Genomic DNA, 26,676 nt, shown 5'->3' with positions numbered 1-26,676 from the left:
CTTTGCTGTAACGAAAAACCTCGCGTCTGCGGTAATGCCGTTCACTTAAGCGGTGCGGCATTGCGTTTCACCGGATAACGGGTTTTTGATATCTTAACCGCCCTCGGCCTTGATGGTCGGGGGCGTTTTGTTATGAACACCGCTTCCAGAGCCCCCCGCAGATGCTCCAGCCGTTTCGGGATGGTCCCCGGTGACACCGTATTTCCCAGCACTATCATTTCTGTGGCGATAAACTGGAACGCGAACTTAAAGCTGATTTCCGACGCCGCTTTTTTGTGTTTCTCCGTTGCTTTTGTTGCCTCACGCCGTATCAGATTATAAGCCAGCAACATGCCCCACACCTCCTGTTCCAGCAACTCAACCTTCCGGCTTCTCAGTACCAGAGCGTTATTCAGCAGGCTGCTTTTCAGGTTTCTGAACCCGACTTCGATTTCCCATCTTGAGTGATAAAGCTCTGCCACCTCTCTGGCCTTATAACGGTCTGCCTGAAGTGACGTCAGGACCGTTTTTTCCACTCCGTTCAGTTCATAAGTTACCGCCCGCGCATACCAGTATTCCGGCAGCGAAGGATTCTTTTTCCTTGCCTGTGGTGACACTTTCAGTTTCAGAAGCCGGTCTCCGGGACCGTAACTTTCTTCCGTTTCTGCTGCGATATTCTTCCAGGCGGGCAGCAGCCAGTGGCGGTTACAACCCTGCCGGTTCAGCGACAGCAACAGGTCTGCGCTGTAGAACAGCTTGTCAAACAGCGTAATGGAGTTATCCGGAATGGTGACGAGCATTGAGTGGGCCAGCAGGGTTTCGCTCCGTCGGTAAGGCGCGGTCGCGGCATCCAGCAGAATGTGACTACCCAGGTTCATTAAAGCCACCAGACGCATTACCGGGTATGCGCTTTGCCGCTCAGTGGATGTGTTGGCAGAGCCATAATGTTCACGCAGCTCAGGTTCATCAGGTGTCCTGAACTGTGCGCCATAGATGGCAAAAAGTTGCAGGCCATGCCAGTCATCTTTCTGGTAACGCTCAGTTCCCCATGTCTGCGCGGTCTGGCGGAAAAGCCATTCCACCGGTGCAGCACCCACGCGCTGACGCGCCTGGGTGACAGCGCTGCGGGCCAGCAGGTTCATCCCCGCTTCACCATCCGCGCTCAGGTTCAGACGACGAACCACATCGGTAATCGACTCATTACGGAAGAAGGCCATAGCCACGACCATCCAGATAACCATGTCGCCAGGTAAACGACGGCGGCGAACGGTCGCATGTGCAGAAAGAGTCAGGCAGTGTTGTATCCATTCGACGGGAAGATGCTGAGCAAACAGTTGTGCAGAAGGGGGCGGCATCAGCGGATGGTCGCTGAAATCGAGCAGGTCATTGAGAAGTGGCATAAGAAAACGGCTCCCTGTTGTGGAAGCCGTTATAGTGCCGCAGATTAAGGATCGGTCAACCGATCCTTAACTGATCGGCATTAGCGTCTGCGGGGTTTTTTGTTTTCTGGCCGTCCCCATATTAGAGAAACCTGATACACAGCCGGAGACGCTATGCCTGAATTACCTGAAGTAGAAACCAGCCGCCGCGGTATTGAGCCGCATCTGGTCGGGGCGAAGATTCTGCACGCCCATGTGCGTAATGGACGTCTGCGCTGGCCGGTATCAGAAGAGATCTACCGTCTTAGCGACCAACCGGTGCTCAGCGTTCAGCGACGCGCGAAATACCTTCTGCTGGAGCTTCCCGACGGCTGGATCATTATCCATCTTGGAATGTCAGGCAGTTTACGGATCCTTTCGGAAGAACTTCCCGCGGAAAAGCACGACCACGTCGATTTAGTCATGAGTAACGGTAAAGTGCTGCGCTATACCGATCCTCGCCGCTTTGGCGCCTGGCTATGGACGAAAGAGCTGGAAGGACACAACGTGCTGGCGCACCTGGGGCCAGAGCCGCTGAGCGATGATTTCAATGGCGACTATCTGCTGCAGAAGTGCGCGAAGAAGAAAACGGCGATTAAACCCTGGCTGATGGACAATAAACTGGTGGTGGGCGTCGGCAATATCTACGCCAGCGAGTCGCTGTTCGCGGCGGGCATCCATCCCGATCGCCTGGCGTCGTCGCTGTCCCAGGCGGACTGTGAGCTGCTGGTGCGGGTGATTAAAGCCGTTTTACTGCGCTCGATTGAGCAGGGCGGGACCACGCTGAAGGATTTCCTGCAAAGCGACGGCAAGCCGGGCTACTTTGCTCAGGAACTGCAGGTGTATGGTCGTAAAGGCGAGCCGTGCAGGGTCTGCGGAACGCCGATTATTGCGACAAAACACGCCCAGCGCGCGACGTTTTACTGTCGGCGCTGTCAGAAGTAATCGTGACGCCAGGGCCGGATAATGCGTGCGCGTCGCTATCCGGCAAAAGAGGGCTACCTGAGCTTCTCCATCAGCGCCTGATGAATATTGGCGGGCAGGAAATGAGTGACATCGCCTTCGTGACGCGCCACCTCTTTGACCAGCGATGAAGAAATGAAGGACCACTCCTTCGACGGCATTAAGAATACGCTTTCCAGTTCTGGCATCAGATGGCGGTTCATATGCGCCAGCTGCATCTCGTATTCAAAATCCGCGACCGCACGCAGTCCTCTGATGAGGATGTTAGCCTGCTGCTGGCGTGCGAAGCTCGCCATTAAATCGCTAAAGCCCAGCACTTCCACATTGTTCAAATGCGCCGTAGCCTGTCGGGCCAGCGCTACGCGCTCTTCCAGCGAGAACATCGGTTTTTTACCGGGACTGGCGGCAATAGCCAGAATGACATGGTCAAACATCTGCGTGGCGCGCGTGATGATATCTATATGGCCGTTGGTCAACGGATCAAACGTGCCCGGATAAATCGCCCGTTTTTGCATAACCGCCCTCAGTGCGTTTTCGGTGGCAGATAAGGTTCCAGCAGCTGCAGCAAGCGCTGGAGCGCGCCCTGGTTCTGGTACAGCACTTCAACTGCGTGACGACCATAAAAATTACGATAATCGGCATCGGTCAGTAAAGAGGAAACCTCTTTAACGAGGCTGGGGGCGTCTGTCACCGTAATCAGACCGCTGGCCTGCTCCAGACGAGCGCAGATGTCCTTAAAGTTAAAGGTATGCGGCCCCATTAACACCGGAATAGCGTGCGCGGCGGCTTCCAGCGGGTTATGCCCGCCGCGTTCAACCAGCGAGCCTCCGACAAACGCCAGATCCGCAATGCCGTAAAGCAGCATCAGTTCACCCATCGTATCGCCGACGACAACCTGCGTAGTGGCTGAGGGCACCTCTCCGGAAGAACGGGTGGTATAGCTAAGACCGGCTTCGCGTACGAGGTTTATCGCATCCGGGAAACGTTCCGGATGGCGGGGAACAAGGATCAGCAGCAGGTTGGGAAACTGGTGTAACAACGCCTGATGAGCGGCGATAACAATGCTTTCTTCGCCATCGTGGGTGCTGGTGGCGATCCATACCGGACGATGGGGCGCCCACTGACGGCGCAGCGTTACCGCTTTCGCCGCGAGCTGCGGCGTAACGGAAATATCGAACTTAAGGCTGCCGGTAACGGTCACCTGGTTATTCTTCGCGCCCAGCGTCACAAAGCGCTGACCATCTTCTTCATTTTGCGCAGCAATGAGCGTAATACGGCGAAGGATGCGGCGAATAAATTTCCCCAGCTTCGCGTAGCCCTTAGCAGAGCGTTCGGAAAGGCGAGCGTTGGCAATGACCAGCGGGATGTGGCGCTTGTGCAGAGCGGCGATCAGGTTTGGCCAAAGCTCTGTTTCCATAATCAGCACCAGGCGGGGATCGACTCTGTCGAGAAAGCGACCCAGCGCGTCGGGCAGATCATAGGGAAGATAGACGTGCTGTACATCGCTGCCGAAGGCAGACTGGACGCGCTCGGAACCCGTCGGTGTCATGGTGGTGACGGTAATCGGCAGATCGGGATAGCGATGCCGCAACGCGCGCACTAATGGTATTGCCGCCAGCGTTTCACCTACCGAGACGGAATGGAGCATAATTCCGCCGGATTTCAGAGGCTGGCGGTAGAAACCGTAGCGTTCACCCCAGCGTTTACGGTAGGCCGGGGCCTTACGTCCGCGCACCCACAGCCGTATCCAGATTAGTGGCTGTATAAGGTAAAGAATGGCGGTGTAAAGCAATTCGAGCATAGTAAATAGCTGACTTGTGGATGTGCTGGGGATTCTATGTATTTAGCCAGGGCTTTACCATTACTTTTCCTATTTTTGACTTAAATAGCGTTAAGTCTGGCTACTTAACGCGGTCAGACGTACATTTTTTGCATTTTTACGCGTTTTATTGATTTTTGCGGCTGGCTGCCGTCGTCGCCTGCGCGTTGAGTATGCGAGAAAGCGACGGAGTATTAATTATATGATTGATTTTATAAATAAAAAAATGGAATTTGTTTAATATTTATTCGAGTCGGATCGCAGCGAAAGAAGTGTTACACTAGCGAACAAAATGTCAGTGCGGTATCAGTAATCAGGTAGCTGTTGAGCCTGGGGCGGTAGCGTGCTGTTTTCTGCTTACCTTTACCGGACAATCACAATAAACGAGTCGCGTGTGGAAAAGCCTTTTCGAAAAATTCTGGTTATCAAGATGCGTTTCCACGGGGATATGCTACTAACCACTCCCGTTATCAGTACGCTGAAGCAGAATTATCCTGAAGCAAAAATCGATATGCTTCTTTATCAGGACACGATCCCTATTTTGTCTGAAAACCCTGATATTTCTGGCCTTTATGGCATCAGTAATAAGGGGGCGGGGGCCACAGAGAAAATTAAAAATGCGCTTTCGCTGATTAAAATATTACGTGCTAATCAGTACGATTTGGTCATTAACCTTACCGATCAATGGATGGTGGCGCTGATTGTTCGTTGTCTGTCCGCAAGAACGAAAATTTCGCAGCTGTATGGTCACCGACAGCGTGGTTTCTGGAAAAATAGTTTTACCTGCTTAGCGCCAATACAGGGTACGCACATTGTTGAACGGAATTTGTCTGTGCTGGAGCCTTTAGGTATTACTGATTTTTATCAGGATACAACAATGAGCTATAAGCCCGAGCGCTGGCAGAAAATCCGCCAGGAGTTGGATGCGTTTGGCGTTAAGGCGCACTATGTCGTTATCCAGCCGACGGCAAGACAGCTGTTTAAATGCTGGGATAACGACAAGTTTTCTCGCGTGATTGACGCCTTACAGCGTCGCGGTTATCAGGTCGTGCTGACATCGGGGCCGTCTGCGGATGATTTAGCCTGCGTGGAAGAGATTGCGCAGGGGTGTGAAATCCGTCCTGTTACCGGGTTGGCCGGTAAAACCAGTTTTCCTGAACTGGGCGCGTTAATTGATCATGCCGATCTCTTTATTGGCGTGGATTCCGCTCCTGGCCACATTGCCGCGGCAGTAAAAACACCTGTTGTCAGTTTGTTTGGCGCTACCGACCATGTTTTCTGGCGCCCCTGGACGGATAATATTATTCAGTTCTGGGCCGGAGATTATCAGGCCATGCCTGAACGCCATGAACTGGATCGTAACAAGAAATATATGTCGGTTATCCCCGCAGAAGATGTGATTGCCGCCACGGAAAAAATGTTGCCGCAGATTGCGCAACCTGGTGAAATGGAAGCGCCGGTATGATTATCGCTTTTTGCTTATACAAGTTTTTTCCGTTTGGCGGATTACAGCGAGATTTTTTACGTATTGCACAGACCGTAGCCGCGCGCGGTCATCAGGTTCGGGTTTATACCCAGTCATGGGAGGGGGAACATCCTGCGGAATTTGAGATTGTTCAGGTACCCGTAAAATCGCGCACCAACCACGGACGGAATGCCGAATATCATGCCTGGGTGCAGGCGCATTTGCGTGAGCATCCTGTTGATCGGGTTGTTGGTTTTAACAAAATGCCCGGTCTGGATGTCTATTTTGCCGCCGATGTATGTTATGCCGAAAAGGTCGCACGGGAAAAAGGCTTTTTCTATCGTCTGACGTCGCGTTACCGGCATTATGCAGCATTCGAACGCGCCACATTTGAACAGGGCAAAGCCACGCAGCTTATGATGCTGACTGAAAAACAGATTGCTGATTTTCAGAAGCATTACCAGACCGAAGCGGAACGTTTTCATATACTTCCACCGGGAATTTATCCCGACAGAAAATATAGCGCGCAAATCCCCGACGCCCGGGAGATATATCGCCAGAAGAACGGCATCACCGGGCAGCAAAATTTATTGTTGCAGGTCGGTTCTGATTTTACGCGTAAAGGCGTGGACCGTTCGATTATCGCGCTGGCCTCACTGCCTGAGGCGCTGAGGCACAACACGCTGCTGTATATTGTCGGGCAGGATAAACCGCGAAAATTCGAAGCGCTGGCGGAAAAGCTCGGCGTACGAAGCAATGTTCATTTCTTTTCCGGTCGCAATGACGTCGCGGAACTGATGGCTGCCGCAGATTTATTGCTGCATCCTGCTTATCAGGAAGCCGCGGGTATCGTTTTGCTTGAAGCGATTGCCGCCGGATTGCCCGTACTGACTTCGGCGGTATGCGGTTTTGCGCACTATATTGTGGATGCGAACTGCGGCGTCGCCATTGAAGAACCCTGGAAACAGGAAGCGCTGAACGACATTTTACGTAAAGCGTTGACCCAGCCGTCGCTGCGCGCGGCATGGGCAGAGAACGCGCGCCATTACGCGGATACGCAGGATTTGTACAGCCTGCCGGAAAAGGCGGCGGACATCATTACAGGTGGTCTGGATGGTTGAGCTGAAAGAGCCATTAGCGACGTTATGGCGTGGGAAAGATCCCTTTGAGGAAGTCAAAGCCCTGCAGGGTGAAGTTTTCCGGGAGCTGGAAACTCGCCGGACGCTGCGTTTCGAACTGGCGGGGAAAAGCTATTTTCTTAAATGGCATCGCGGCACCTCCCTGAAAGAGATCGTCAAAAATTTACTCTCTCTGCGAATGCCCGTCCTGGGGGCTGACAGGGAGTGGAACGCCATCTATCGGCTTCGCGACTTAGGCGTGGATACTATGCATGGCGTGGGCTTTGGTGAGAAAGGCCTCAATCCGCTGACGAAAACCTCGTTTATTATCACTGAAGATCTTACGCCAACGATCAGCCTGGAAGATTATTGCGCGGACTGGGCGACAAATCCGCCAGCGATACATGTTAAGCGGATGCTTATTGATCGTGTGGCTACCATGGTGCGTAAAATGCACGCGGGCGGTATAAATCATCGTGACTGCTATATTTGCCACTTCCTGCTGCATTTACCCTTCTCAGGGTGCGAAAATGAACTGAAAATCTCGGTTATTGATTTGCATCGGGCGCAAATCCGCAGCAGGGTCCCGCGCCGCTGGCGTGACAAGGATCTGATCGGCTTGTATTTCTCGTCCCTAAATATTGGCTTGACGCAGCGGGATATCTGGCGGTTTTTGCAGGTATACTTTGAGGCGCCGTTAAGAGCGATTGTACGGGATGAAACCAAATTATTAAGTGCAGCTAAAATTAAAGCAAAAAAAATAAAAGAAAGAACAACAAGAAAAGGGCTGTGATTTTTATGAAATTGATGAGAATAGTTAACAGCAAATGAAAATATATTTTATAAACTGGAAAGCTGATTATGAGACTCACATGATTAGCTATTTACATAAACATTACCCGGTCACAAATATAGATGTCCCATCACGATATGTCTGGTGGGGTAAGAAGTTAACAAAGATTGGTATTCAACCTGATTGGCTTGGTAAGAAATTTATTAATAAAACCATTGCAGATTTAAAGCCAACGGATGTCGCTGTCTTTAATGATAGCGTGATAAATAAAGGCCTGACTCCTTACATTATTAAAAATTTGAATTGTAGAAAGGTATTGTTATTGAGGAACACGGTAAGCATTCCTTTTTTGAAGGAGTGGAGTCATATTTTTGATGTTATTTATGATTTTGAAAATCGCGGTCACTTTAATGACAAATTAAAATATATAGGCCAATTCTTTCCTGTTGGTTTGAAAGAAATTGATAAATTTGTTTTGGCGAATAAAAAAACAAAAAAACCTGTATGCTTTTTTTTAGGTAGAGATAAAAAAAGGCTACCGGAAATAATTAAATTGGCAGACAAACTTGCATCCTTAAATTTGCAATTAGACTTTAATGTGGTTAAAGACTATGAAACAAAAGATGACTCTGAATTTCTGATCGACGAGCCATTATCTTATAAAGAAAATTTAGCGCGTGCACTTGCTTCAGATATTATTGTGGATATTACTCAGCAAAACCAGTCGGGTTGGACACTTCGGATTCTTGAAGCATTATATTTTAATAAAAAAATAATTACAAATAATCTCAGTGTGCTGGATTCAGAGGTATTTTCAAGAGATAGATTTTTTGTTACTGGGTATCACTCATGGAGTGATTTTGAATGGTTTTTACACTCATCGATTGCACCGTTGTCACCAGAAGTCCTCTATTCTTATAGCCCTGACCGTATGATTGAAAAAGTTATTGAAGACTTCCAAGCGTTATAATTAATCACATTCAATAGTGACAGTTAATCTGGAAATTTATGAGAATAGCATTTATTGGTGAGGCTGTTTCAGGTTTTGGTGGCATGGAAACAGTTATCCGGGATGTCATTAACCACTTACAAGAAAAACCCTTCGGGCATATGTGTGACATGTTTTTCTTTTGTCGAAATGACAAAATGGATAAAGCATGGTTGAATAATATCAACTTTTCATGCTCTTTCTCAAACACCCGACTCGGTTTTTTGCGTCGCGCAAAGCATATTAATGCATTTAGCCAGTGGCTAAAAGAAACACGGCCTGATGTTGTAATTTGTATTGATGTGTTATCTTGTCTTTTTGCCAGTAAAGCGCGAAAAAAATCGGGTGTGGATTTCACCCTCTTTTCCTGGCCACATTTTTCGCTTGATCATAAAAAACATGCTGAATGTGTGACCTGTGCAGACTACCATCTGGCAATCAGCAGTGGTATTAAACAACAGATTATGGCGCGTGGTGTTCCTGAATCAGCAATAAGCGTAATTTATAATCCTGTGAAGCCTAAGTCAGCTATTATTCCTGCGCCGGAAAAGAACGAACCTGCCAGCTTTATCTATGTTGGGCGTATGAAGTTTGAAGGTCAGAAGCGGGTGAAAGATTTGCTGGAAGGGCTGTCTCAGGTTGAGGGGCAGTGGCATTTACATATGATTGGCGATGGCTCTGATTTTGAGAAATGCAAAGCCTATGGCAGAGAATTAAAGATTGATGAGCATATCACCTGGTACGGCTGGCAGGAAAAACCGTGGGAAGTTGTACAGCAAGAAATTAAAAAGGTTAGCGCTTTATTGCTGACATCCTCTTTTGAGGGATTTCCAATGACGCTGCTTGAAGCGATGTCATATGGCATTCCTTGTATTAGTTCAAATTGTACTTCTGGTCCTGAAGACATAATACAATCTAACGTTAATGGACATATGTATCAACCGGGTAATGTTGAAGAGTTTGTACGATTAGTTAACCAATATATTTCTGGTGATATTATTTTATCTCATGACCGTATTCCATCGACCATTCGGGAATTTTATAGTTCAACCTATTTTGAACGATTAAATAAGATTGTTTTTTCTGCCGTTTCCCGGAGTAAATAATGCAGCAAGTCTACTTTAAAGAGACAGAATTTCTTACCTCGACTATTGATTTCAATCATCAGGATACGGCAGAAAAAGTTGTTCTGGATATAGCCTATGGGGTTGATCAAAATTTTCTGTTCGGTTGTGGTATATCGATTGCCTCTGTTTTAAAAAATAATACAGATAAGACTCTACATTTTCATGTTTTTATTGATGCTTTCAATGAAACCGATCGGCGAATGTTTGATAAACTCGCTGCGCAGTATAAAACACACATAACAATATATCTGATTAATTGTGAACATTTGCGTAGCTTACCGAGCACTAAAAACTGGACCTATGCCATTTATTTCCGATTTGCTATAGCCGATTATTTTATTGGTAAGACGAATAAACTTCTTTATCTGGATGCTGACATTATTTGCCAGGGGGGCATTGATGAATTAGTAAATTTCTCTTTCGCCAGTGATAAAATTGCTGCTGTGGTTACTGAAGGTAAAGCAGACTGGTGGGAAAAACGGGCGTTAAGTCTTGGAACCGAAGGAATCACGAAAGGTTATTTTAACTCCGGACTTATATTGATCAATCTCAATCAGTGGGCTATTGAGTGTATTTCTGCTCGTGCCATAAAAATGTTAAGCGACCCGGATATTGTCGGTAGAATAACCCATCCCGACCAGGATGTTCTTAATATCTTGCTTGCTGATAAATTACATTTTCTGGATATAAAATTTAATACACAGTTTAGTCTGAATTACCAATTAAAAGATAAATTTATAAATCCAGTCAATAACGATACTATATTAATTCATTATATTGGTCCAACAAAACCATGGCATAGTTGGGCAGGTGATTATTTGATATCAAAACCCTTTATCGATGCAAAGCAAGCATCGCCATGGAAAAACACGGCATTATTAAAACCTACAAACAGCAACCAGTTTAGGTATTGTGCTAAACATATGCTTAAAAATAAACGATATATAAAGGGAATGGTTGGCTATTTTTTATATTTTATGAAAAAAATCACAAATAGATAAAAACGGTTAAAAAGTGATAATAGAAGGATAGCCTTGTGGACGATTTTCCCGCAATTGATATTAGTGAATTTAAAGTTTTTGATTATAGCGTTTCTTCTAAAACTTCTACAGAAGTACTGAGTATTGCCTATGGCGTTGATACGAATTACCTCGATGGAGTAGGGGTTTCTATCACTTCAATTCTGATTAATAACCGGCATATCGATATTGATTTTTACATTATCGCTGATGGTTATAACGATACCTATTTACAAAAGATTCATGATCTTGCTGAAATGTATCGTATAAAAATTGTGCTTTATACTATAAATGTAGAAAAAATAGCTTGTTTACCGAGCACTCAGGTTTGGTCCAGGGCGATGTATTTTCGCCTGTTTGCGTTTAAATCACTGAGCACAAAATTGGATCGATTGCTTTATCTGGATGCCGATGTTGTATGCAAAGGTGATATCAGTAAGTTATTGACTGTCAATCTGGATAATGTGGTAGCAGCCGTTGTAAAAGACGTTGAGCCGATGCAGGAGAAAGCCGTTGTTCGTTTATCAGATCCGGAATTAAGAGGAAAGTATTTTAATTCTGGTGTTGTATACGCGAATTTACAGAAATGGGCTGAACACCAACTGACAGAGAAAGCGTTAGCTATATTATTGTGTAAAGACACTATATATAAGTATCCGGACCAGGACGTATTAAATGCTTTGCTGAAAGGCATGACGTTATTCCTGCCTGGAGAATATAACACAATCTATACTATAAAAAGCGAATTGCGTGACAGAACACACCAAAAATATAAGCGCATAATTTCAGAAGATACATTATTAATTCATTACACTGGCGCCACAAAACCCTGGCATAAATGGGCGGTATACCCTTCAGTTGAATACTATAGAAAAGCGGCGAAGTTATCACCGTGGAAGGATGAACCTGGGCGAGATGCTAAAACAATTATTGAATATAAGAAGCGCTATAAGCATCTGCTTGTGCAGAATCATTTCTTATCAGGTATCATCGCTGGAGTCTTATACCTGCGTCGAAAGTACTTTCATAAATAAATTTTTGGTCCGATCATGATAATAAAGAGTAAAATTAAAGATTTTGTTGTTTTTACAAATGAAAATAATTCAAAATATATTAACGTATTAAATGATTTTTTATCTTATGACATGAAGGTCATTAAGATTTTTCGATCAATTGATGATACTAAAGTATTCCTGATCGATACGGACTACGGTAAGTTAATTTTAAAAGTATTTTCGCCCAAAGTAAAAAAAACCGAAAGATTTTTTAAATCGTTAATCAAAGGTGATTATTACGAGCGTCTTTTTTCTCAAACAGAAAAGGTTCGCAGTGAAGGATTGCATTCTTTAAATGACTTCTATCTTCTTGCTGAAAGGAAAACCCTACGCTTTGTCCATACTTATATCATGATTATTGAGTACATTGACGGGGTTGAATTATCCGATATGGAAGATATTGATGATGAACTCCGTAATAAAATTAAAGAGTCGATAAAATCCCTGCATCAGCATGGAATGGTGTCCGGGGATCCGCATCGCGGTAACTTTATTATCGAAAATAATAAAGTCAGGATCATTGATCTATCAGGCAAACGGGCATCCGCGTCACGAAAAGCGAAAGATCGGGTTGATTTAGAGCGGCATTATAATATTCCTAATGATATTAAAGATTTTGGCTATTTGATGTTAATGTATCGTAAAAAGATCAGGGCGCTGATGAGACGGTTGAAGGGAAAACCGGTCAGGTAAGCATTCTTTTTTGTCCGATTCAGGTATATTTTTTTATTCACTATGTTGTTAAATTATAACAGATCTTACGTGGAGTCTTTTTCTCATTCACAGGTTCATCATGAAGAATATCGAATACATTGACAAAAAAGATGTTCAAAAGCTCATTGATAATAAAACATCTGATGATGTAATTATATTCCTTTCTGGCCCTACGTCTAAGAAAACCCCTTTGAGCCTGCTGCGAACGAAAGATGTCATTGCGGTTAATGGCTCGGCGCAATACCTGCTGAGCCATAATATCGTACCTTACATCTATGTGCTGACAGACGTCCGTTTCCTTCTCCAGCGGCGTGATGATTTTTATAAGTTCAGTCAGCGCAGCCGAGTTACGATTGTTAATATTGATGTTTACGAACAGGCCTCTGCGGAAGATAAGCTTTATATATTAAAAAATTGCCTGGTTCTACGTTCTTTTTACAGAAGAGAAAAAGGCGGCCTGTTTAAAAAAATAAAATTCAAATATCTGAAAAAGAGACATGAAGATTTATTGATCTCTATTCCTTTTTCTAAAAAAGGGCGATTGGTCGGTTTTAGTAAAGACATTAGTATTGGTTATTGTTCATGTCATACGATTGCTTATGCAGCCATTCAAATTGCTTATTCTTTGAAATATAAGCGAATAATTTGCTCCGGATTGGATTTAACCGGGAGTTGCTCGCGTTTTTATGATGAGGCAAACAATCCAATGCCATCTGAGCTTAGCCGGGATTTGCTGAAGATATTGCCCTTTTTCCGTTATATGAAAGAGCATGTAAAAGATATTAATATTTATAATTTATCGGATGATACTGCGGTACAATATGACATTATTCCATTTATTGATCCTTCTGAAATAGAAGAACCGGTCATTTATGGTAAAATTATTTAGTTCTTAATTGGTCATTAATTTGTGCCTGTATTTCCGCTAACGATTTTTCGTGTATCTCTGATATAACGTCCGGGTCTATTCTATCATGATCAATAAGATAATATTTACTGTTACGCCTATCTTTTCTATTCCCCCAAAAGGTGCCGCGGCAGTCGAGACATGGATTTATCAGGTTGCGAAGAGGACGACAATACCCACTACCATTGCCTGTATCCGTAATCCCGGATATCCGGAATATGCAAAGATTGATGATGGATGTGATATACACTATATCGGTTTTAGTCGCCTCTATAAAAGAATTTTCCAAAAATGGACGCGTATTGATCCATTGCCCTACTCGCAGCGAATATTGAATATAAAAAATAAAGTTGCTGGTTCGAATGATTCTGTGATTATTATTCATAACAGTATGAAGCTTTATCGACAGATCCGCCAACGAAGCCCAAATGCTAATCTGGTTATGCATATACACAATGCGTTTGAACCTGAGCAACTGGATCGAAATGCAAAGATCATCGTGCCAAGTCAGTTTCTGAAAGATTTTTATGAAAAGCGATTACCGGATGCCGAAGTTCGTATCGTGCCAAATGGATTTTGCTCTTCGACTTATGCAGAAAATAAAACAGATAACCTGCGGCAACAACTTGGTATAGATTCCGCTGATACTGTTTTGTTATTTGCAGGCCGAATTTCCCCCGATAAAGGATGTCTACCTTTACTGCAAGCTTTTGAAAAAATGCAGGAAAAACAAAAGAACCTTAAACTTGTTGTAGTCGGCGATCCTTATGCGAGCAAAAAAGGGGAAAAGGCCAGTTACCAAAAAGTCGTGCTTGAGACAGCTGAAAAAATAGGGCCGCGCTGTATTATGGTGGGTGGGCAGCCCCCTGAAAAAATGCATGAATACTACCGCTTAGCCGATCTTGTCGTTGTGCCTTCGCAGGTCGAAGAGGCTTTTTGTATGGTTGCTGTAGAAGCTATGGCTGCGGGTAAGCCTGTATTAGCCAGTAAAAAGGGCGGAATTTGTGAATTTGTCCTTGATGGTTCGACAGGTTACCATTTGGCAGAGCCTATTACTGTTGACAGCTTAATCGATGATATCGGCCGCGTGCTGGATGATGAAAAACGCGATGAAATAGCCGAAAATGCCAGACGCTATGTTTTTTCAAAGTACAGTTGGGAATCTGTTACTGAATCTTTTGAGAAACAAATATTTTCCTGGTTTGGCTCAGAATAAAAGTTCCTTATAAAAAAGCCCGCAGATAAGTAAGTTATCCGCGGGCTTTTTTATTATTTATTTCTTAACGCTAACAGAAAACCTGTTATTATGCCGAGTAAATCTGCATCGACCTGTTCAAAATTCCCGCGCAGGATATAGAATCCAATAAATGTCAGCAGTAATAATAACTGCCCATTGTATGGACTTATCTCCTTGTTCTTTAATGAACCACTTGCCGTTTCTTTGATAATTGCGCCGTAAACATACAGCAATCCAAGCAGGCCTGAAATACCCGCGGCGAACCAGATACACAGTATCAGGTTATGTGGACCAATTGATTGCTTGAAAGTCCATGACGGATAATCCTGAACGCGTTTATTATATACCTCATGATAGATATCATCGCCATATCCATAGCCTTTAAACGGATTTTCGGTGATGAGTATCCATGCAGTACCCTGCGTGCCGTTTGTATAACGATAAGAGCTATCCGTTTGTTGCAGTTTGAACAGAAGTCGTTCGTGGTCTGCATTATCAGTTTTTTGCGTCACAACAAAAAATGATGTGGCGGCAAACAGGATGGCGCCCAGGGTGAGGAGCTTCCACTGTCGATTACATATTGCCCAGAGAATGGCAACAATAAAAATTGCTAGCCATGCGCCACGCGATAAGGTTCCGAGAATTAAAAAAAGAAAAACAGCACTGAATACAAAGAATATTGCTTTATATGATTTCTTTTTAAATAACCATAAGTTCAGTAGCGCAGGGAATAAAAATACCATTGAGTCAGAAATGCTTCTGTGCTCAAAAGTGGTAAACGGCATTATACCTTTATTATAATCTTGCGCGTACAGAAATAGTTCGACAAGCGAGCGTAAACCTAAACTTGTGAGAAAAGAAAAGAGGATAAGTTTACCAACAGTTTGGCTATCCTCATCTTTTAATAATACAGGGATTAATAAAGTATAAAGTAAAAATCCTTTTAATACCGTATTATTAAACTCTTTAAAACTTATTCGCATATCCGGCGATATTAAAATAGCATAAATTAATATCAATGACAGCGCCAGGATGCTGTAAAACAGATGGTTATTAAAACGGCTGATGTATTTCTTAGGCGCACGCGAGAATTGATATATAACGGTTACAATCATCAGTGCAGAAATCAAATGTTTGTAACGTGTAATACCGTCAAGAAAGAAAGTAGCAATAAAAAGAAATACCAGTGCTCTGTTCCAGTAGGGCTTCCAGTTTTCTCTGTTATTTACATTTAATGATGTCGTTAACATCTTTTCTCCACAATATGGCGAAGCGAAATGGGTTTTTATGGATTAATTTTTTTGAATACATTAATCGCATCTAATTGAGCGAGATCCTTCTCCGGCGACCGACACGCCACCTGATTCTTCCCGTAACCACCAATTAACCCTGGATCCGTAGGGCCATATAACGTCAGGTTTGGTCGATCAAGCGCTGCCGTCAGATGGCTTAATCCCGTATCAACCGAAACCACAAATTTTGCGCCTGCCAGAACGTGCGCGACTTCCTCCAGGCTCATCTTCGGCAGCACTTCAACCTGCGGGAATCCCTCCGCTAATCTTTTTGCCCGCGCTTCTTCATGAGGCGCGCCCCACGGCAACTTAATTTTTATGTCGCTCTCTGCCAGTAAGCCAATCAGCGCTCGCCAGTTTGCTTCCGGCCAGTGTTTATCCTCGCGGGTTGTGGCATGCAAAAATACCGCGTAGGGTTGCGCATCAGCCTTGTCTGAGGTAAGAAAATGCTGCGCGATGGCATAATCGCCCTGAGCGTCAGGCTTTTGATATCCCAGGCTTTTAGCAAACAGTTCCCGGGTACGCTCAACGGCATGTTGCTGCCTGGCAATATGATGGCGGCGGTTGTAGAACAGGCTGGCCAGCGGCTCGCGTGCGCTTTGCCAGTCCATGCCATGCTTAACGCCATGCGCCAGACGCGTCACCAGCGCGGCGCTTTTCACCAGCCCCTGGGCATCAATGACGGCATCGTAACGTTCTGCCTGTACCGCTTCACGAAAGGCTTTGCGTTCCGCTTTAACCGCCGCGGAAAACCAGGCTTTACGCCAGCGACGAATCGCCACCGGAATAACCCGGTTGACTGCGGCATGCCACGAAGGGATTTGCGCAAACCCTTCTTCGACCACCCAGTCGAACTGAATGTCCGGTATGGCCTGCTGCGCATCGGTGAGCGCCGGAAGCGTATGCAATACGTCACCCATTGAGGATGTTTTGACGATCAGAACCCGCATTCGTCAGGCTTCCTCTTGTAATAACAGGCTGTTCAGCTCTTCCAGCACTCGCGCTGGCGTTATGTCGATCAGACTCTGGTGATAACCTTCCGCGGCATCGCCTTTACGTACTTTGTGATAGCCGGTGATCAGGCGAATCACGCGCGCTTTATGCGATAACGGCGGCGTGAAGTCGGGGCTGCTGGGGCCGTACAGCGCGACCAACGGACGGTCCAGCGCCGCGGCGACGTGCATCAGCCCGGAGTCATTGGTGACCACCGCTTTACAGGCGCCAATCAAAATAACCGCCTGATCCAGCTGCGTTTCTCCCGCCAGATTACGGCACCAGGCCTGCTGTTCCGGGCTTAACGCCGCCAGGATTTCATTGCCGGCTTCATGGTCTTTCGCCGATCCGAACAGCACAATCTGATAGCCTTCATCAATAAGCTGCTTCGCCAGTTCCGCGTAGTGATAGTGCGGCCAGCGCTTCGCGGGGCCAAACTCCGCGCCAGGGCAGAAGCCGATCAGCGGACGTTCATCGGAAAGGGAAAACTCACGGCAGGTGAGCGACTTCTCGCCGTCGCTCACCTGAAGCTGCGGCCATAGCAGCGGCTGTGGCAGATCTTTCGCCGAACGCATCACCCCTTTGTCATAGGCCAGCGCCACGTAGCGCTCCACCATCAAAGGCCAGGCCTGTTTATCCAGCATCCTTACGTCGTTCAGCAGACCATAGCGCATCTCGCCGCGCCAGCCGGTGCGCTGCGGAACACCCGCAAAAAAGGGGACAAGGGCGGATTTGAAAGAGTTGGGCAGCACCCAGGCGTGATCGTAACGCTTTTCACGCAGGCTATGGCCGAGCTTGCGGCGCAGGCCAATTTCCAGCGCCCCATGACCGAGAGGCATTGGAATCGCCTCGTTCACTTCCGGCATACGAGACAACAGTGGGCGGCACCAGGCGGGTGCCATCACGTCGATTATCGCCTGGGGATAGCGTGCCTTGAGCGTGCGATAGAGACTTTGCGACATCATCATGTCGCCCACCCAGGACGGGCCGATCACCAAAATTTTCATTCACTTCATCCTTCAAGCTGTCTCTGCGTTGGCTGCCTGCGTTCACTCCGGTCACTTACTTTAGTAAGCTCCCGGAGATTCACTTGGTTGCCGCCTTGATACCGCTCGAATGATTTTGTGAATTTGTATCGCTGTCGCGGTTCAGCCAGGCCATATACTCCGTTACGCCTTCGGCAACGGTCTTAAACGGCTTGTCGTAGCCCGCAGTGCGCAGATTCGTCAGATCCGCCTGAGTAAATGCCTGATAGCGGCCTTTCAGTTTTTCCGGGAACGGGATGTACTCAATCTCGCCTTTTTTATGGAAGGCCAGCGTCGCGTCAGCCACCGCCTGGAAGGATTCCGCGCGACCGGTGCCGAGGTTATAGATACCGGACACGCCGTTTTCCCAGAACCACAGATTTACATCAGCCACATCGCCCACGTAGACGAAGTCACGCTTAAAGTTTTCGCTGCCTTCAAACAGCTTCGGCGTTTCGCCGTTATTCAACTGGGTGTTGAGATGGAAAGCGACGCTCGCCATGCTGCCTTTATGCCCTTCACGCGGCCCGTAGACGTTGAAATAGCGGAAGCCCACGATCTGCGAATCGGCTTCCGGCAGAATCTGACGCACGTATTCGTCAAACAGAAACTTCGAGTAGCCGTAGACATTCAGCGGCTTCTCATATTCACGGGATTCAATAAAGTCGGAGGTGCGACCGCCGTAGGTGGCGGCGGAAGAGGCGTACAGGAACGGGATCTCGCGCTCCAGGCAATAGTGCAGCAGCTCTTTGGAGTACTGATAGTTGTTATCCATCATGTACTTGCCGTCCCACTCGGTGGTGGAGGAGCAAGCGCCTTCGTGGAAAATGGCTTCGATCTCGCCGAACTCTTCACCCGCCATAATCTGGATTAAGAAATCTTCTTTATCCATATAATCGGCAATGTTCAGATCCACCAGGTTAACAAACTTGGTGCCGTCTTTCAGGTTGTCCACCACCAGGATATCGGTGATGCCTTTATCATTCAGGGCCTTAACAATGTTGCTGCCGATAAAGCCCGCGCCGCCGGTAACGATGATCATAACTGTAACCTATGAATTATGGAGTCAGAGACAATCTCAGACACGAATATTTCTATCATATCATTACATAGCCCAGGCTTCAGCCATTCACCGACGGCTCGTGTGGGTACGCGTGATTTATCCTGCATTTTAAAGAAGAGATAATGCGTCATCTCGTATCAACGTCCAGGGTTAGGTAAGATGTGCTGAAATTTGCCCAGTCTGGAGAATCGCAATGCGTGGGGATTTTTACAAACAGTTAACTAACGATCTGGAAACCGCCCGGGCGGAAGGATTGTTTAAAGAAGAGCGCATTATCACGTCTGCTCAGCAGGCAGATATCACCGTGGCGGATGGAAGCCACGTCATCAACTTCTGCGCCAACAACTATCTCGGGCTGGCTAACCATCCGGAACTGATTGCGGCGGCGAAAGCGGGAATGGATTCGCACGGGTTTGGTATGGCTTCCGTACGCTTTATTTGTGGCACCCAGGACAGCCATAAACAGCTGGAGCAAAAGCTGGCTGCGTTCCTCGGTATGGAGGACGCAATCCTCTACTCCTCCTGCTTTGATGCCAACGGCGGCCTGTTCGAAACGCTGCTGGGCGCAGAAGATGCGATTATCTCCGATGCCCTGAACCACGCCTCCATTATCGACGGCGTGCGTTTGTGTAAAGCGAAGCGCTTCCGCTACGCCAACAACGATATGGTTGAACTGGAAGCGCGCCTGAAAGAAGCGCGCGAAGCGGGCGCTCGCCATGTGCTGATCGCCACCGACGGCGTGTTCTCGATGGATGGCGTCATCGCTAACCTGAAAGGCGTCTGCGATCTGGCCGATAAATATGACGCGCTGGTGATGGTCGATGATTCTCACGCGGTCGGCTTCGTGGGCGAGAACGGACGTGGCTCCCATGAATATTGCGAGGTAATGGGCCGCGTCGACATCATCACCGGGACGCTGGGCAAAGCGCTTGGCGGCGCATCCGGCGGTTATACCGCCGCGCGTAAAGAGGTGGTGGAATGGCTGCGTCAGCGTTCCCGCCCCTATCTGTTCTCCAACTCACTGGCGCCAGCCATTGTCGCCGCCTCCATCAAAGTGCTGGAGATGGTGGAATCCGGCGGCGAACTGCGCGACCGGCTATGGGCGAACGCTCGCCAGTTCCGCGAGCAGATGTCTGCGGCAGGCTTTACCCTCGCGGGCGCCGACCACGCGATTATCCCGGTTATGCTGGGTGACGCGGTTATCGCGCAGCAATTTGCCCGTGAACTGCAAAAAGAGGGCATCTACGTAACAGGGTTCTTCTATCCGGTAGTTCCGAAAGGTCAGGCGCGCATCCGTACCCAGATGTCCGCCGCCCATACGCCGGAGCAAATCACGCGCGCGGTTGAGGCGTTCACGCGCATTGGTAAACAACTGGGCGTTATTGCCTGAGGATCGAAGATGAAAGCGTTATCCAAACTGAAAGCGGAAGAGGGCATCTGGATGACCGACGTTCCTGAACCGGAAGTCGGCCACAACGATCTGCTGATTAAAATCCGTAAAACAGCCATCTGCGGCACTGACGTTCACATCTATAACTGGGATGAATGGTCGCAAAAAACCATCCCGGTTCCTATGGTTGTCGGTCACGAGTATGTCGGCGAAGTGGTCGGCATCGGCCAGGAAGTCAAAGGCTTCAAAATCGGCGATCGCGTCTCCGGCGAAGGCCACATCACCTGCGGTCACTGCCGTAACTGTCGCGCCGGTCGCACCCATCTGTGCCGCAACACGACCGGCGTGGGCGTTAACCGTCCGGGCTGCTTCGCTGAATATCTGGTCATCCCGGCGTTCAACGCGTTTAAAATTCCGGACAATATCTCCGACGATCTGGCCTCTATCTTTGACCCGTTCGGCAACGCGGTGCATACCGCCCTGTCGTTCGACCTGGTGGGGGAAGATGTACTGGTTTCCGGCGCAGGTCCTATCGGCATCATGGCGGCGGCGGTGGCGAAGCACGTCGGCGCGCGCAACGTGGTGATCACCGACGTGAACGAATACCGTCTGTCGCTGGCGCGTAAAATGGGCATCACCCGCGCGGTCAACGTGGCGCAGGAAAGCCTGACGGATGTGATGGCGGAACTGGGCATGAGTGAAGGATTCGACGTTGGTCTGGAGATGTCAGGTGCGCCGCCTGCGTTCCGCTCAATGCTGGATACCATGAACCACGGCGGTCGCATAGCCATGCTGGGAATTCCGCCGTCAGACATGTCTGTCGACTGGACGAAAGTGATCTTCAAAGGGCTGTTTATCAAAGGTATTTACGGTCGCGAGATGTTTGAAACCTGGTATAAGATGGCGGCGCTGATCCAGTCTGGTCTGGATCTGTCGCCGATTATCACTCATCGTTACTCTATTGATGATTTCCAGCAGGGCTTTGACGCTATGCGTTCTGGTCAGTCTGGAAAAGTGATCCTGAGCTGGGATTAATCGTAAAAGGCCGGTTTATCCGGCCTTATTTCTCAGCCAATTCTGGAAAGCTGTAAAGAAATGTCATTGACATAAATATTACGTAATTACGCTATCGTCTTATTTTTCTGTTCATCCCGACGCTTTACGCTGAATTCCCCGCCAGCTTTACCAACATTATTTAGCGGCCTTAATCGTTTCTTAACACAAAGGCTGTACAACTGCGGGTAACTTCAGAGGTAATCGGTAATTTATGATGAATAGTGAAAACAGACTCAGCGTCATTATCCCTCTTTATAATGCGGGTAATGATTTTAAAGCCTGCATGGAATCACTCATCGTGCAAACATGGACTGCCCTGGAAATAATTATTGTTAATGATGGTTCAACGGATATTTCTGTTGAAATAGCACAGCATTACGCCGAAAAGTATCCGCACATCCGCCTGCTGCATCAGGCAAACGCCGGCGCGTCGGTTGCCCGTAACCGCGGGATGGATGCCGCCACGGGTCGCTATATCGCCTTTGTCGACGCGGACGATCGCGTCTATCCGCAGATGTACGAAACGCTGATGAATATGGCGCTGACGGACAATCTTGACGTCGCCCAGTGTAATGCCGACTGGACTGAGCGTAAGTCCGGCGTCACCTGGCAGTCTATTCCTGGCGATCGCATTCGCTCAACGGGAGTATTAACAGGGCCAGACTGGTTGCGTATGGCGCTTGCTTCCCGCCGCTGGACGCACGTGGTATGGATGGGCGTCTATCGCCGTGAGGTTATTGAAAATAATAACCTTCGTTTTATTCCGGGATTACATCATCAGGATATCGTCTGGACCACCGAGTTTATGTTTAACGCTCAGCGCGCCCGTTATACTGAAGAGCCGTTATATCAATATTTCCTTCACGATTGCTCTGTCAGCCGCTTAAAAAGGCAGGGGAATAAGCATCTTCACTATCAGCGTCATTACATTAAAATCACCCGCTTATTAGAAAAGCTGAATCGTGATTATGCCGGACGAATTAAAATTTACCCTGAATTTCATCAACAGATTACCTGGGAAGCCTTACGGGTGTGCCATGCGGTGCGTAAAGAGCCGGATGTACTGACGCGTCATCGCATGATTGCCGAAATCTTCACTTCGGGCATGTATAAACGGATGATGATGAACGTGCGCGGCGCGAAGGCTGCCTACCAGGCGCTGTTATGGTCAACGAGACTCTATCGGTGGCGTGATAAAACACGCTCGCATCACCGCATTGCCCGCAAAGCGCTTAATCTGGGTTAACGCTGCGTTTTCCCCAGCCCTGCCACTGATGCTGATACCAGTTTACCAGCGTGCTCTGGCTGATGCCTTCGCTTAAGACGTTAAAGAAGCGGCGGGGGGTAACCGGTTCTGGCGGTTTTTTAGCTTTACACAATTTCACGCCGCGGAACGGATTACGCGGCGCCTCGTTGTTTTTCGGCGGCGGCAGATTCGGCGTGGAGGTATCCACCTGCGGTTCGTTGAGCAGGCTGCTCGGACGCACCAGGGTAATATCGGCTGGCAGGTTATACACCATCTGCTGCAACACGCGCACCGTTGACGGATGCGGATGGCCAATCGCAATGGCGGACCCATTGCTACGGGCAAGTTCTATGGCGCGGTTAAACTGACGGCGAATGTCCGCTTCGTTCTGCGTGTCGTCGAGGAACACTTTGCGTTTAATCACCTTCACGCCGGTGCCCGACGCCGCGCGCATGGCCTGGCTGTTGCCGATGGTCATGCTGTCGAGAAAATAGAGTTCGTAGCGCTCCAGCGCCTGCATCACTTTCTGCATACCAAACAGGCTGGAAGTCATTGCGCTGCCCATATGGTTATTAAGCCCGACGGCGTAGGGAACTTTGCTGACCGCTTCGCGAATAATTCTTTCGATTTCATCACTGCTCATCTCCGGGCGCAGCGTGTCTTTTTCCAGTGGCTGTTTACTGAGCGGGGCCATTGGCAGGTGAATTAACACCTCATGTCCGCTGCTGTGCGCTTTGGCGGCCATTTCGCGGGCGTGGGGCGCATTCGGCAGCACCGCAACGGAGATAGCGTCCGGCATCGCCAGCACCTGATTTTCGTAATGCGGACGATAGCCAAAATCGTCGATCACGATGGCGAGCTTGCCGGCAAAAACAGGGGAAACGAAGGCCAGCAGGCTGGCGAGTGAAAGAACGGTACGACGAAAGTGAGGCAAAACTTATCTTCCCAACCACGGCTGTGGATTGACGGCCTGACCCTGGCGACGAATTTCGAAATAGAGCGACGGTCGGCCCTGACCTCCGCTACTGCCAACCAGCGCAATAGGTTGACCGGCGCGAACCTGCGTCCCCACGCTGACCAGCGCGCTCTGGTTATAGCCGTAAAGACTCATGTCTCCCTTGCCGTGCTCAACGACGACGACCAGCCCGTAGCCCTGCAGCCAGTCCGCCAGAATGACGCGGCCATCGGCAATGGCTTTGACTTCCGTGCCTTCAGACGCACCGATAACCATCCCTTTCCAACGTAGCTCACCTTGCAGCTGTTCGCCATAACGATGCAGCGTAGGCCCACGAACCGGCCAGTAGGCCTGACCGCGCGGCGAACCCAGGCCGCCGGTACGCGACATCAGTGATTTCTCGCTTTCTGTAGGTTTATAGGTGGTGCCTTTGCGGGTAGCCTCTTTCTGCCGGTTGCGCACCGCTTCCGCCTCGCGCGCTTCACGCTCCGCACGTGCTCTGGCCGCTGCTTCCGCGCGCGCAATGCTGCTGCGCAGACGGGATTCGTTCGCCCGCAGTTCGCTCAGCTGCTGCTGGCCCTGCTGGATGGAAGACTCCAGTCCGGCGAGGGTTTTCTTTCGTTCGTTACGCGCCTGCTCCAGCTTCGCCTGCTGGGCGCGCTGTTCATACAACAGCGTCTGCTGCTGGCTCTGCTTCTCTTCCAGTTCGGCACGCTGCGCAGCGACCTGCTCGCGGGTTTCCTTCAGTTCGGTGATGGTTTCCTGCCGCGCCTGGTTCAGATAGCCGAAATAGGCCTGCAAACGCTGGCCGCGCTGGCTCTCTTCACCGCTTAAAATGAGCTGGATACCGGTATGCTCGCCCTGACGAAACGCCGCATCCAGCTGCGCGGCGAGGCTGCGCTCCTGGCTGGCCTTTTGCTGTTCCAGCTTCGCGATAGAGGCGTTCATCTCATCAATCTGCTTGTTAAGCTGAACGAGGGTGTTTTGCGTTTCGCGCAGTTTACGCGCGGCGGCGGAGATTGCCTCTTCCTGCGCCTTCAGTTGCGCAAGCAGGCTGGAACGCTGCTGCTGCTGCTGACGCACAGCGCGTTCTTTGGCGGCGATATCCGCCTGAATGGATTTAAGCTGATCGCGGTCATCCGCGTGGGCGGAAAAGGCGCACAACAATACGCCAGCGCTCACCACGCTGGCGTAAATCAGGGGCCTGACTGAAAACCGCTGTGGTTTCATCACCCCTGTTTTGGTATTCATCGCCTTTCCCCTCATGGGGAGGGATTATTCCACGATGAACAGCGGCTTACCAGTCATCTCTTGCGGGATTTCCATCCCCATCAGCGTCAGCATGGTCGGCGCGATATCGGAAAGCTTGCCGCCTTCCTCCGCTTTGACGTTTTTGTCGCCGACATAAATCAGCGGCACCGGCAGGTTGGTATGCGCGGTATGCGCCTGACCGGTCGCCGGATCGCGCATCTGCTCGGCGTTACCGTGGTCCGCGGTGATCAGCAGCTGGCCGCCAACGGATTCAACCGCTTTCGTCACCTGCGCGATGCAGTGATCCAGCGCTTCAACCGCTTTCACCGCCGCTTCCATCACCCCGGTATGACCGACCATATCACCGTTCGGGTAGTTACAGATGATGGCGTCGTACTTGCCGCTTTCGATTGCCGCCACCAGTTTTTCCGTCAGTTCGGCAGAGCTCATTTCCGGTTGCAGATCGTAGGTCGCCACTTTCGGCGAGTTGATCAGAATACGCTCTTCGCCGGTAAACGGTTCTTCGACGCCGCCGTTGAAGAAGAAGGTCACGTGCGCATATTTTTCCGTTTCGGAGATGCGCAGCTGGGTTTTGTCGTTCTTCGCCATCCACTCGCCGAAGGTGTTCGCCAGCGAGGCAGGCGGGTAAGCCACCGCCGTTTTGATGTCCGCCGCGTATTCGGTCAGCATCACGAAGTTCAGGTTCACCACTTTCTTACGCGCGAAGCCGTCGAAGTCAGCGTTGACGAATGCGCGGGTGATTTCGCGCGCGCGGTCAGCACGGAAGTTCATGAAAATCAGCGTGTCGCCGTCTTCCATCGCGGCGTCAGCCTGGCCTTCAGCGCGAATCACGGTTGCTTTGACGAATTCATCGTTTTCGTCGCGGGCGTAAGCCGCCTGCAGACCTTCAACCGCGCTCGCGTACTGGAATTCGCCTTTCGCCAGCGTCATCAGGTCATAGGCCTGCTCAACGCGGTCCCAGCGGTTGTCGCGGTCCATCGCATAATAACGACCGACGATAGATGCGACGCGGCCTTTGCCCAGCGCGGCAAATTTGTCTTCAAAGGCTTTCAGTGAGGATTCCGCGCTGCGTGGCGGGGTATCGCGACCGTCGAGGAAGGCGTGCAGATAGATTTTTTCCGCGCCGCGCTCAGCGGCCAGTTCCACCATCGCCATGATGTGATCTTCATGACTGTGGACGCCGCCTGCGGAGAGCAGACCCATGATGTGGACGGCTTTACCCGCGTTCTTCGCCTGGTCTACCGCGGCGGTCAGCGTCGGGTTGGCAAAGAAAGCGCGTTCTTTAATTTCTACGTCGAGGCGCGTCAGATCCTGATACACGATACGGCCTGCGCCGAGGTTGACGTGACCCACTTCTGAGTTGCCCATCTGGCGGTCAGGCAGACCCACTTCCAGGCCGGAAGCGTCAATCAGGGTATGCGGACGTTTTGCCCACAGCGCATCCATTACCGGGGTTTTGGCAGTAAAAATGGCGTTGTCCTGGCTGTCTTCACGGTAGCCATAACCATCGAGAATCACCAGTACCATAGGTTTTTTAGAAACCGACATTGCGAAACCTCATACTCAAGAGACAAAAATTTTGCGTAATTTTACTACAGCTGAATCGATAAAATAGCCTCAGAAGATCAAAGAAAGGAGCCGGGTGGTTTATGGATGCGGCGGTTTTGCGCTATTTTTTCCGTAGTGCTCCGCAAAAATGCAATCCAGTGCACGCGCTGGCTGTATTTGCGCCATCGCACAGGTATACTCCTTCCCTGGTTTTTTAATCACTGAGTCGGGAGT

24 protein-coding genes are annotated in these 26,676 nt (G+C 48.9%); 14 read left to right on the top strand and 10 right to left on the bottom strand.

Translation table 11 applies throughout. The features are described 5' to 3' along the window. Positions 1 to 41: 41 nt before the first annotated feature. The gene (locus K7R23_RS05590) at positions 42 to 1,379 is read right to left on the bottom strand and encodes an IS4-like element ISCro3 family transposase (protein WP_012908122.1); all 1,338 of its coding nucleotides are present in this window, start codon (positions 1,377 to 1,379) and stop codon (positions 42 to 44) included. 153 nt (positions 1,380 to 1,532) lie between these two features. Here K7R23_RS05590 and mutM point away from each other — a divergent pair, with 153 nt between their 5' ends. Beyond that, complete coding sequence (gene mutM / locus K7R23_RS05585; RefSeq protein ID WP_012908123.1) at positions 1,533 to 2,342, top strand: bifunctional DNA-formamidopyrimidine glycosylase/DNA-(apurinic or apyrimidinic site) lyase; 810 nt, start codon at positions 1,533 to 1,535, stop codon at positions 2,340 to 2,342. 53 nt (positions 2,343 to 2,395) lie between these two features. Here the strand turns inward: mutM and coaD are convergent, their stop codons facing one another. Together coaD and waaA are read right to left on the bottom strand one after the other, a co-directional pair. Beyond that, positions 2,396 to 2,875, bottom strand: a complete 480-nt coding sequence (gene coaD, locus K7R23_RS05580; RefSeq protein WP_012908124.1) for a pantetheine-phosphate adenylyltransferase — start codon at positions 2,873 to 2,875, stop codon at positions 2,396 to 2,398. An 8-nt stretch (positions 2,876 to 2,883) separates the two neighbouring features. Next, positions 2,884 to 4,161 carry a lipid IV(A) 3-deoxy-D-manno-octulosonic acid transferase gene (gene waaA, locus K7R23_RS05575; RefSeq protein WP_012908125.1) on the bottom strand — a complete coding sequence of 426 codons (1,278 nt, stop codon included), beginning with the start codon at positions 4,159 to 4,161 and terminating at the stop codon, positions 2,884 to 2,886. A gap of 412 nt (positions 4,162 to 4,573) precedes the next feature. On the opposite strand from waaA, the gene rfaQ reads away from it, so the two are divergent. From rfaQ to K7R23_RS05525, 10 genes are all read left to right on the top strand, one after another. Further along, a complete protein-coding gene (gene rfaQ, locus K7R23_RS05570; RefSeq protein ID WP_071820666.1) occupies positions 4,574 to 5,644 on the top strand; it encodes a lipopolysaccharide core heptosyltransferase RfaQ in 1,071 nt (356 codons plus the stop codon). Then, positions 5,641 to 6,765 (top strand): glycosyltransferase family 4 protein, encoded by a 1,125-nt coding sequence (locus K7R23_RS05565; protein ID WP_012908128.1) that lies wholly within the window; start codon positions 5,641 to 5,643, stop codon positions 6,763 to 6,765. The genes rfaQ and K7R23_RS05565 overlap by 4 nt, the downstream gene beginning before the upstream one ends. Then, entirely contained in the window at positions 6,758 to 7,555 is a 798-nt protein-coding gene (gene rfaP, locus K7R23_RS05560; RefSeq protein ID WP_012908129.1) for a lipopolysaccharide core heptose(I) kinase RfaP, read from the top strand. The genes K7R23_RS05565 and rfaP overlap by 8 nt, the downstream gene beginning before the upstream one ends. A gap of 34 nt (positions 7,556 to 7,589) precedes the next feature. Next, positions 7,590 to 8,525, top strand: a complete 936-nt coding sequence (locus tag K7R23_RS05555) for a WaaS/CpsH family glycosyltransferase (RefSeq protein ID WP_012908130.1) — start codon at positions 7,590 to 7,592, stop codon at positions 8,523 to 8,525. 38 nt (positions 8,526 to 8,563) lie between these two features. After that, complete coding sequence (gene waaB / locus K7R23_RS05550) at positions 8,564 to 9,649, top strand: lipopolysaccharide 1,6-galactosyltransferase (RefSeq protein ID WP_012908131.1); 1,086 nt, start codon at positions 8,564 to 8,566, stop codon at positions 9,647 to 9,649. Next, positions 9,649 to 10,671, top strand: a complete 1,023-nt coding sequence (waaO, locus tag K7R23_RS05545; protein WP_012908132.1) for a lipopolysaccharide 3-alpha-galactosyltransferase — start codon at positions 9,649 to 9,651, stop codon at positions 10,669 to 10,671. Before waaB ends, waaO begins: the two co-directional genes overlap by 1 nt. 35 nt (positions 10,672 to 10,706) lie before the next feature. Then, positions 10,707 to 11,723: a glycosyltransferase family 8 protein gene (locus K7R23_RS05540; protein ID WP_012908133.1), complete on the top strand. Its 1,017-nt coding sequence runs from the start codon at positions 10,707 to 10,709 to the stop codon at positions 11,721 to 11,723. A 15-nt stretch (positions 11,724 to 11,738) separates the two neighbouring features. Beyond that, the gene (rfaY, locus tag K7R23_RS05535; RefSeq protein WP_012908134.1) at positions 11,739 to 12,437 is read left to right on the top strand and encodes a lipopolysaccharide core heptose(II) kinase RfaY; all 699 of its coding nucleotides are present in this window, start codon (positions 11,739 to 11,741) and stop codon (positions 12,435 to 12,437) included. A 100-nt stretch (positions 12,438 to 12,537) separates the two neighbouring features. Then, positions 12,538 to 13,347, top strand: coding sequence for a 3-deoxy-D-manno-oct-2-ulosonate III transferase WaaZ (gene waaZ, locus K7R23_RS05530; protein ID WP_012908135.1), 810 nt, complete (start codon positions 12,538 to 12,540; stop codon positions 13,345 to 13,347). 85 nt (positions 13,348 to 13,432) lie between these two features. After that, positions 13,433 to 14,581, top strand: coding sequence for a lipopolysaccharide N-acetylglucosaminyltransferase (locus K7R23_RS05525; RefSeq protein ID WP_012908136.1), 1,149 nt, complete (start codon positions 13,433 to 13,435; stop codon positions 14,579 to 14,581). 53 nt (positions 14,582 to 14,634) lie between these two features. Here the strand turns inward: K7R23_RS05525 and rfaL are convergent, their stop codons facing one another. The 4 genes from rfaL to rfaD all read right to left on the bottom strand — a co-directional run bounded on the left by rfaL (position 14,635) and on the right by rfaD (position 18,954). Next, positions 14,635 to 15,852, bottom strand: a complete 1,218-nt coding sequence (rfaL, locus tag K7R23_RS05520) for an O-antigen ligase RfaL (RefSeq protein WP_012908137.1) — start codon at positions 15,850 to 15,852, stop codon at positions 14,635 to 14,637. A gap of 35 nt (positions 15,853 to 15,887) precedes the next feature. Next, positions 15,888 to 16,844, bottom strand: a complete 957-nt coding sequence (gene rfaC / locus K7R23_RS05515; RefSeq protein WP_012908138.1) for a lipopolysaccharide heptosyltransferase RfaC — start codon at positions 16,842 to 16,844, stop codon at positions 15,888 to 15,890. Positions 16,845 to 16,847: 3 nt separating this feature from the next. Beyond that, a complete protein-coding gene (gene rfaF / locus K7R23_RS05510; protein ID WP_012908139.1) occupies positions 16,848 to 17,894 on the bottom strand; it encodes an ADP-heptose--LPS heptosyltransferase RfaF in 1,047 nt (348 codons plus the stop codon). A gap of 79 nt (positions 17,895 to 17,973) precedes the next feature. Next, positions 17,974 to 18,954, bottom strand: coding sequence for an ADP-glyceromanno-heptose 6-epimerase (gene rfaD / locus K7R23_RS05505; RefSeq protein ID WP_012908140.1), 981 nt, complete (start codon positions 18,952 to 18,954; stop codon positions 17,974 to 17,976). Positions 18,955 to 19,168: 214 nt separating this feature from the next. Between rfaD and kbl the strand changes: the two genes are divergently transcribed. From kbl to K7R23_RS05490, 3 genes are all read left to right on the top strand, one after another. After that, the gene (kbl, locus tag K7R23_RS05500; RefSeq protein ID WP_012908141.1) at positions 19,169 to 20,365 is read left to right on the top strand and encodes a glycine C-acetyltransferase; all 1,197 of its coding nucleotides are present in this window, start codon (positions 19,169 to 19,171) and stop codon (positions 20,363 to 20,365) included. Between the two features lie 9 nt (positions 20,366 to 20,374). Beyond that, positions 20,375 to 21,400, top strand: a complete 1,026-nt coding sequence (gene tdh / locus K7R23_RS05495) for an L-threonine 3-dehydrogenase (RefSeq protein ID WP_012908142.1) — start codon at positions 20,375 to 20,377, stop codon at positions 21,398 to 21,400. Between the two features lie 232 nt (positions 21,401 to 21,632). Next, entirely contained in the window at positions 21,633 to 22,667 is a 1,035-nt protein-coding gene (locus tag K7R23_RS05490; RefSeq protein ID WP_012908143.1) for a glycosyltransferase, read from the top strand. Here K7R23_RS05490 and K7R23_RS05485 read toward each other — a convergent pair. Genes K7R23_RS05485 through gpmM form a run of 3 tightly spaced genes read right to left on the bottom strand, consistent with a single transcriptional unit; the run spans position 22,654 to position 26,442 of the window. Beyond that, positions 22,654 to 23,601 (bottom strand): divergent polysaccharide deacetylase family protein, encoded by a 948-nt coding sequence (locus tag K7R23_RS05485; RefSeq protein ID WP_024133008.1) that lies wholly within the window; start codon positions 23,599 to 23,601, stop codon positions 22,654 to 22,656. The genes K7R23_RS05490 and K7R23_RS05485 overlap by 14 nt on opposite strands. A gap of 3 nt (positions 23,602 to 23,604) precedes the next feature. Next, positions 23,605 to 24,888, bottom strand: a complete 1,284-nt coding sequence (gene envC, locus K7R23_RS05480; RefSeq protein ID WP_024133009.1) for a murein hydrolase activator EnvC — start codon at positions 24,886 to 24,888, stop codon at positions 23,605 to 23,607. 9 nt (positions 24,889 to 24,897) lie between these two features. After that, a complete protein-coding gene (gene gpmM, locus K7R23_RS05475; RefSeq protein WP_012908146.1) occupies positions 24,898 to 26,442 on the bottom strand; it encodes a 2,3-bisphosphoglycerate-independent phosphoglycerate mutase in 1,545 nt (514 codons plus the stop codon). Positions 26,443 to 26,676: the final 234 nt, after the last annotated feature.

The sequence above is a fragment of the Citrobacter rodentium NBRC 105723 = DSM 16636 genome (assembly GCF_021278985.1).
GTDB classification, from domain to species: Bacteria; Pseudomonadota; Gammaproteobacteria; order Enterobacterales; family Enterobacteriaceae; genus Citrobacter_A; species Citrobacter_A rodentium.
Note: the sequence above shows the minus strand (reverse complement) of the source record. Positions and strands in the feature narration are given on the sequence as shown.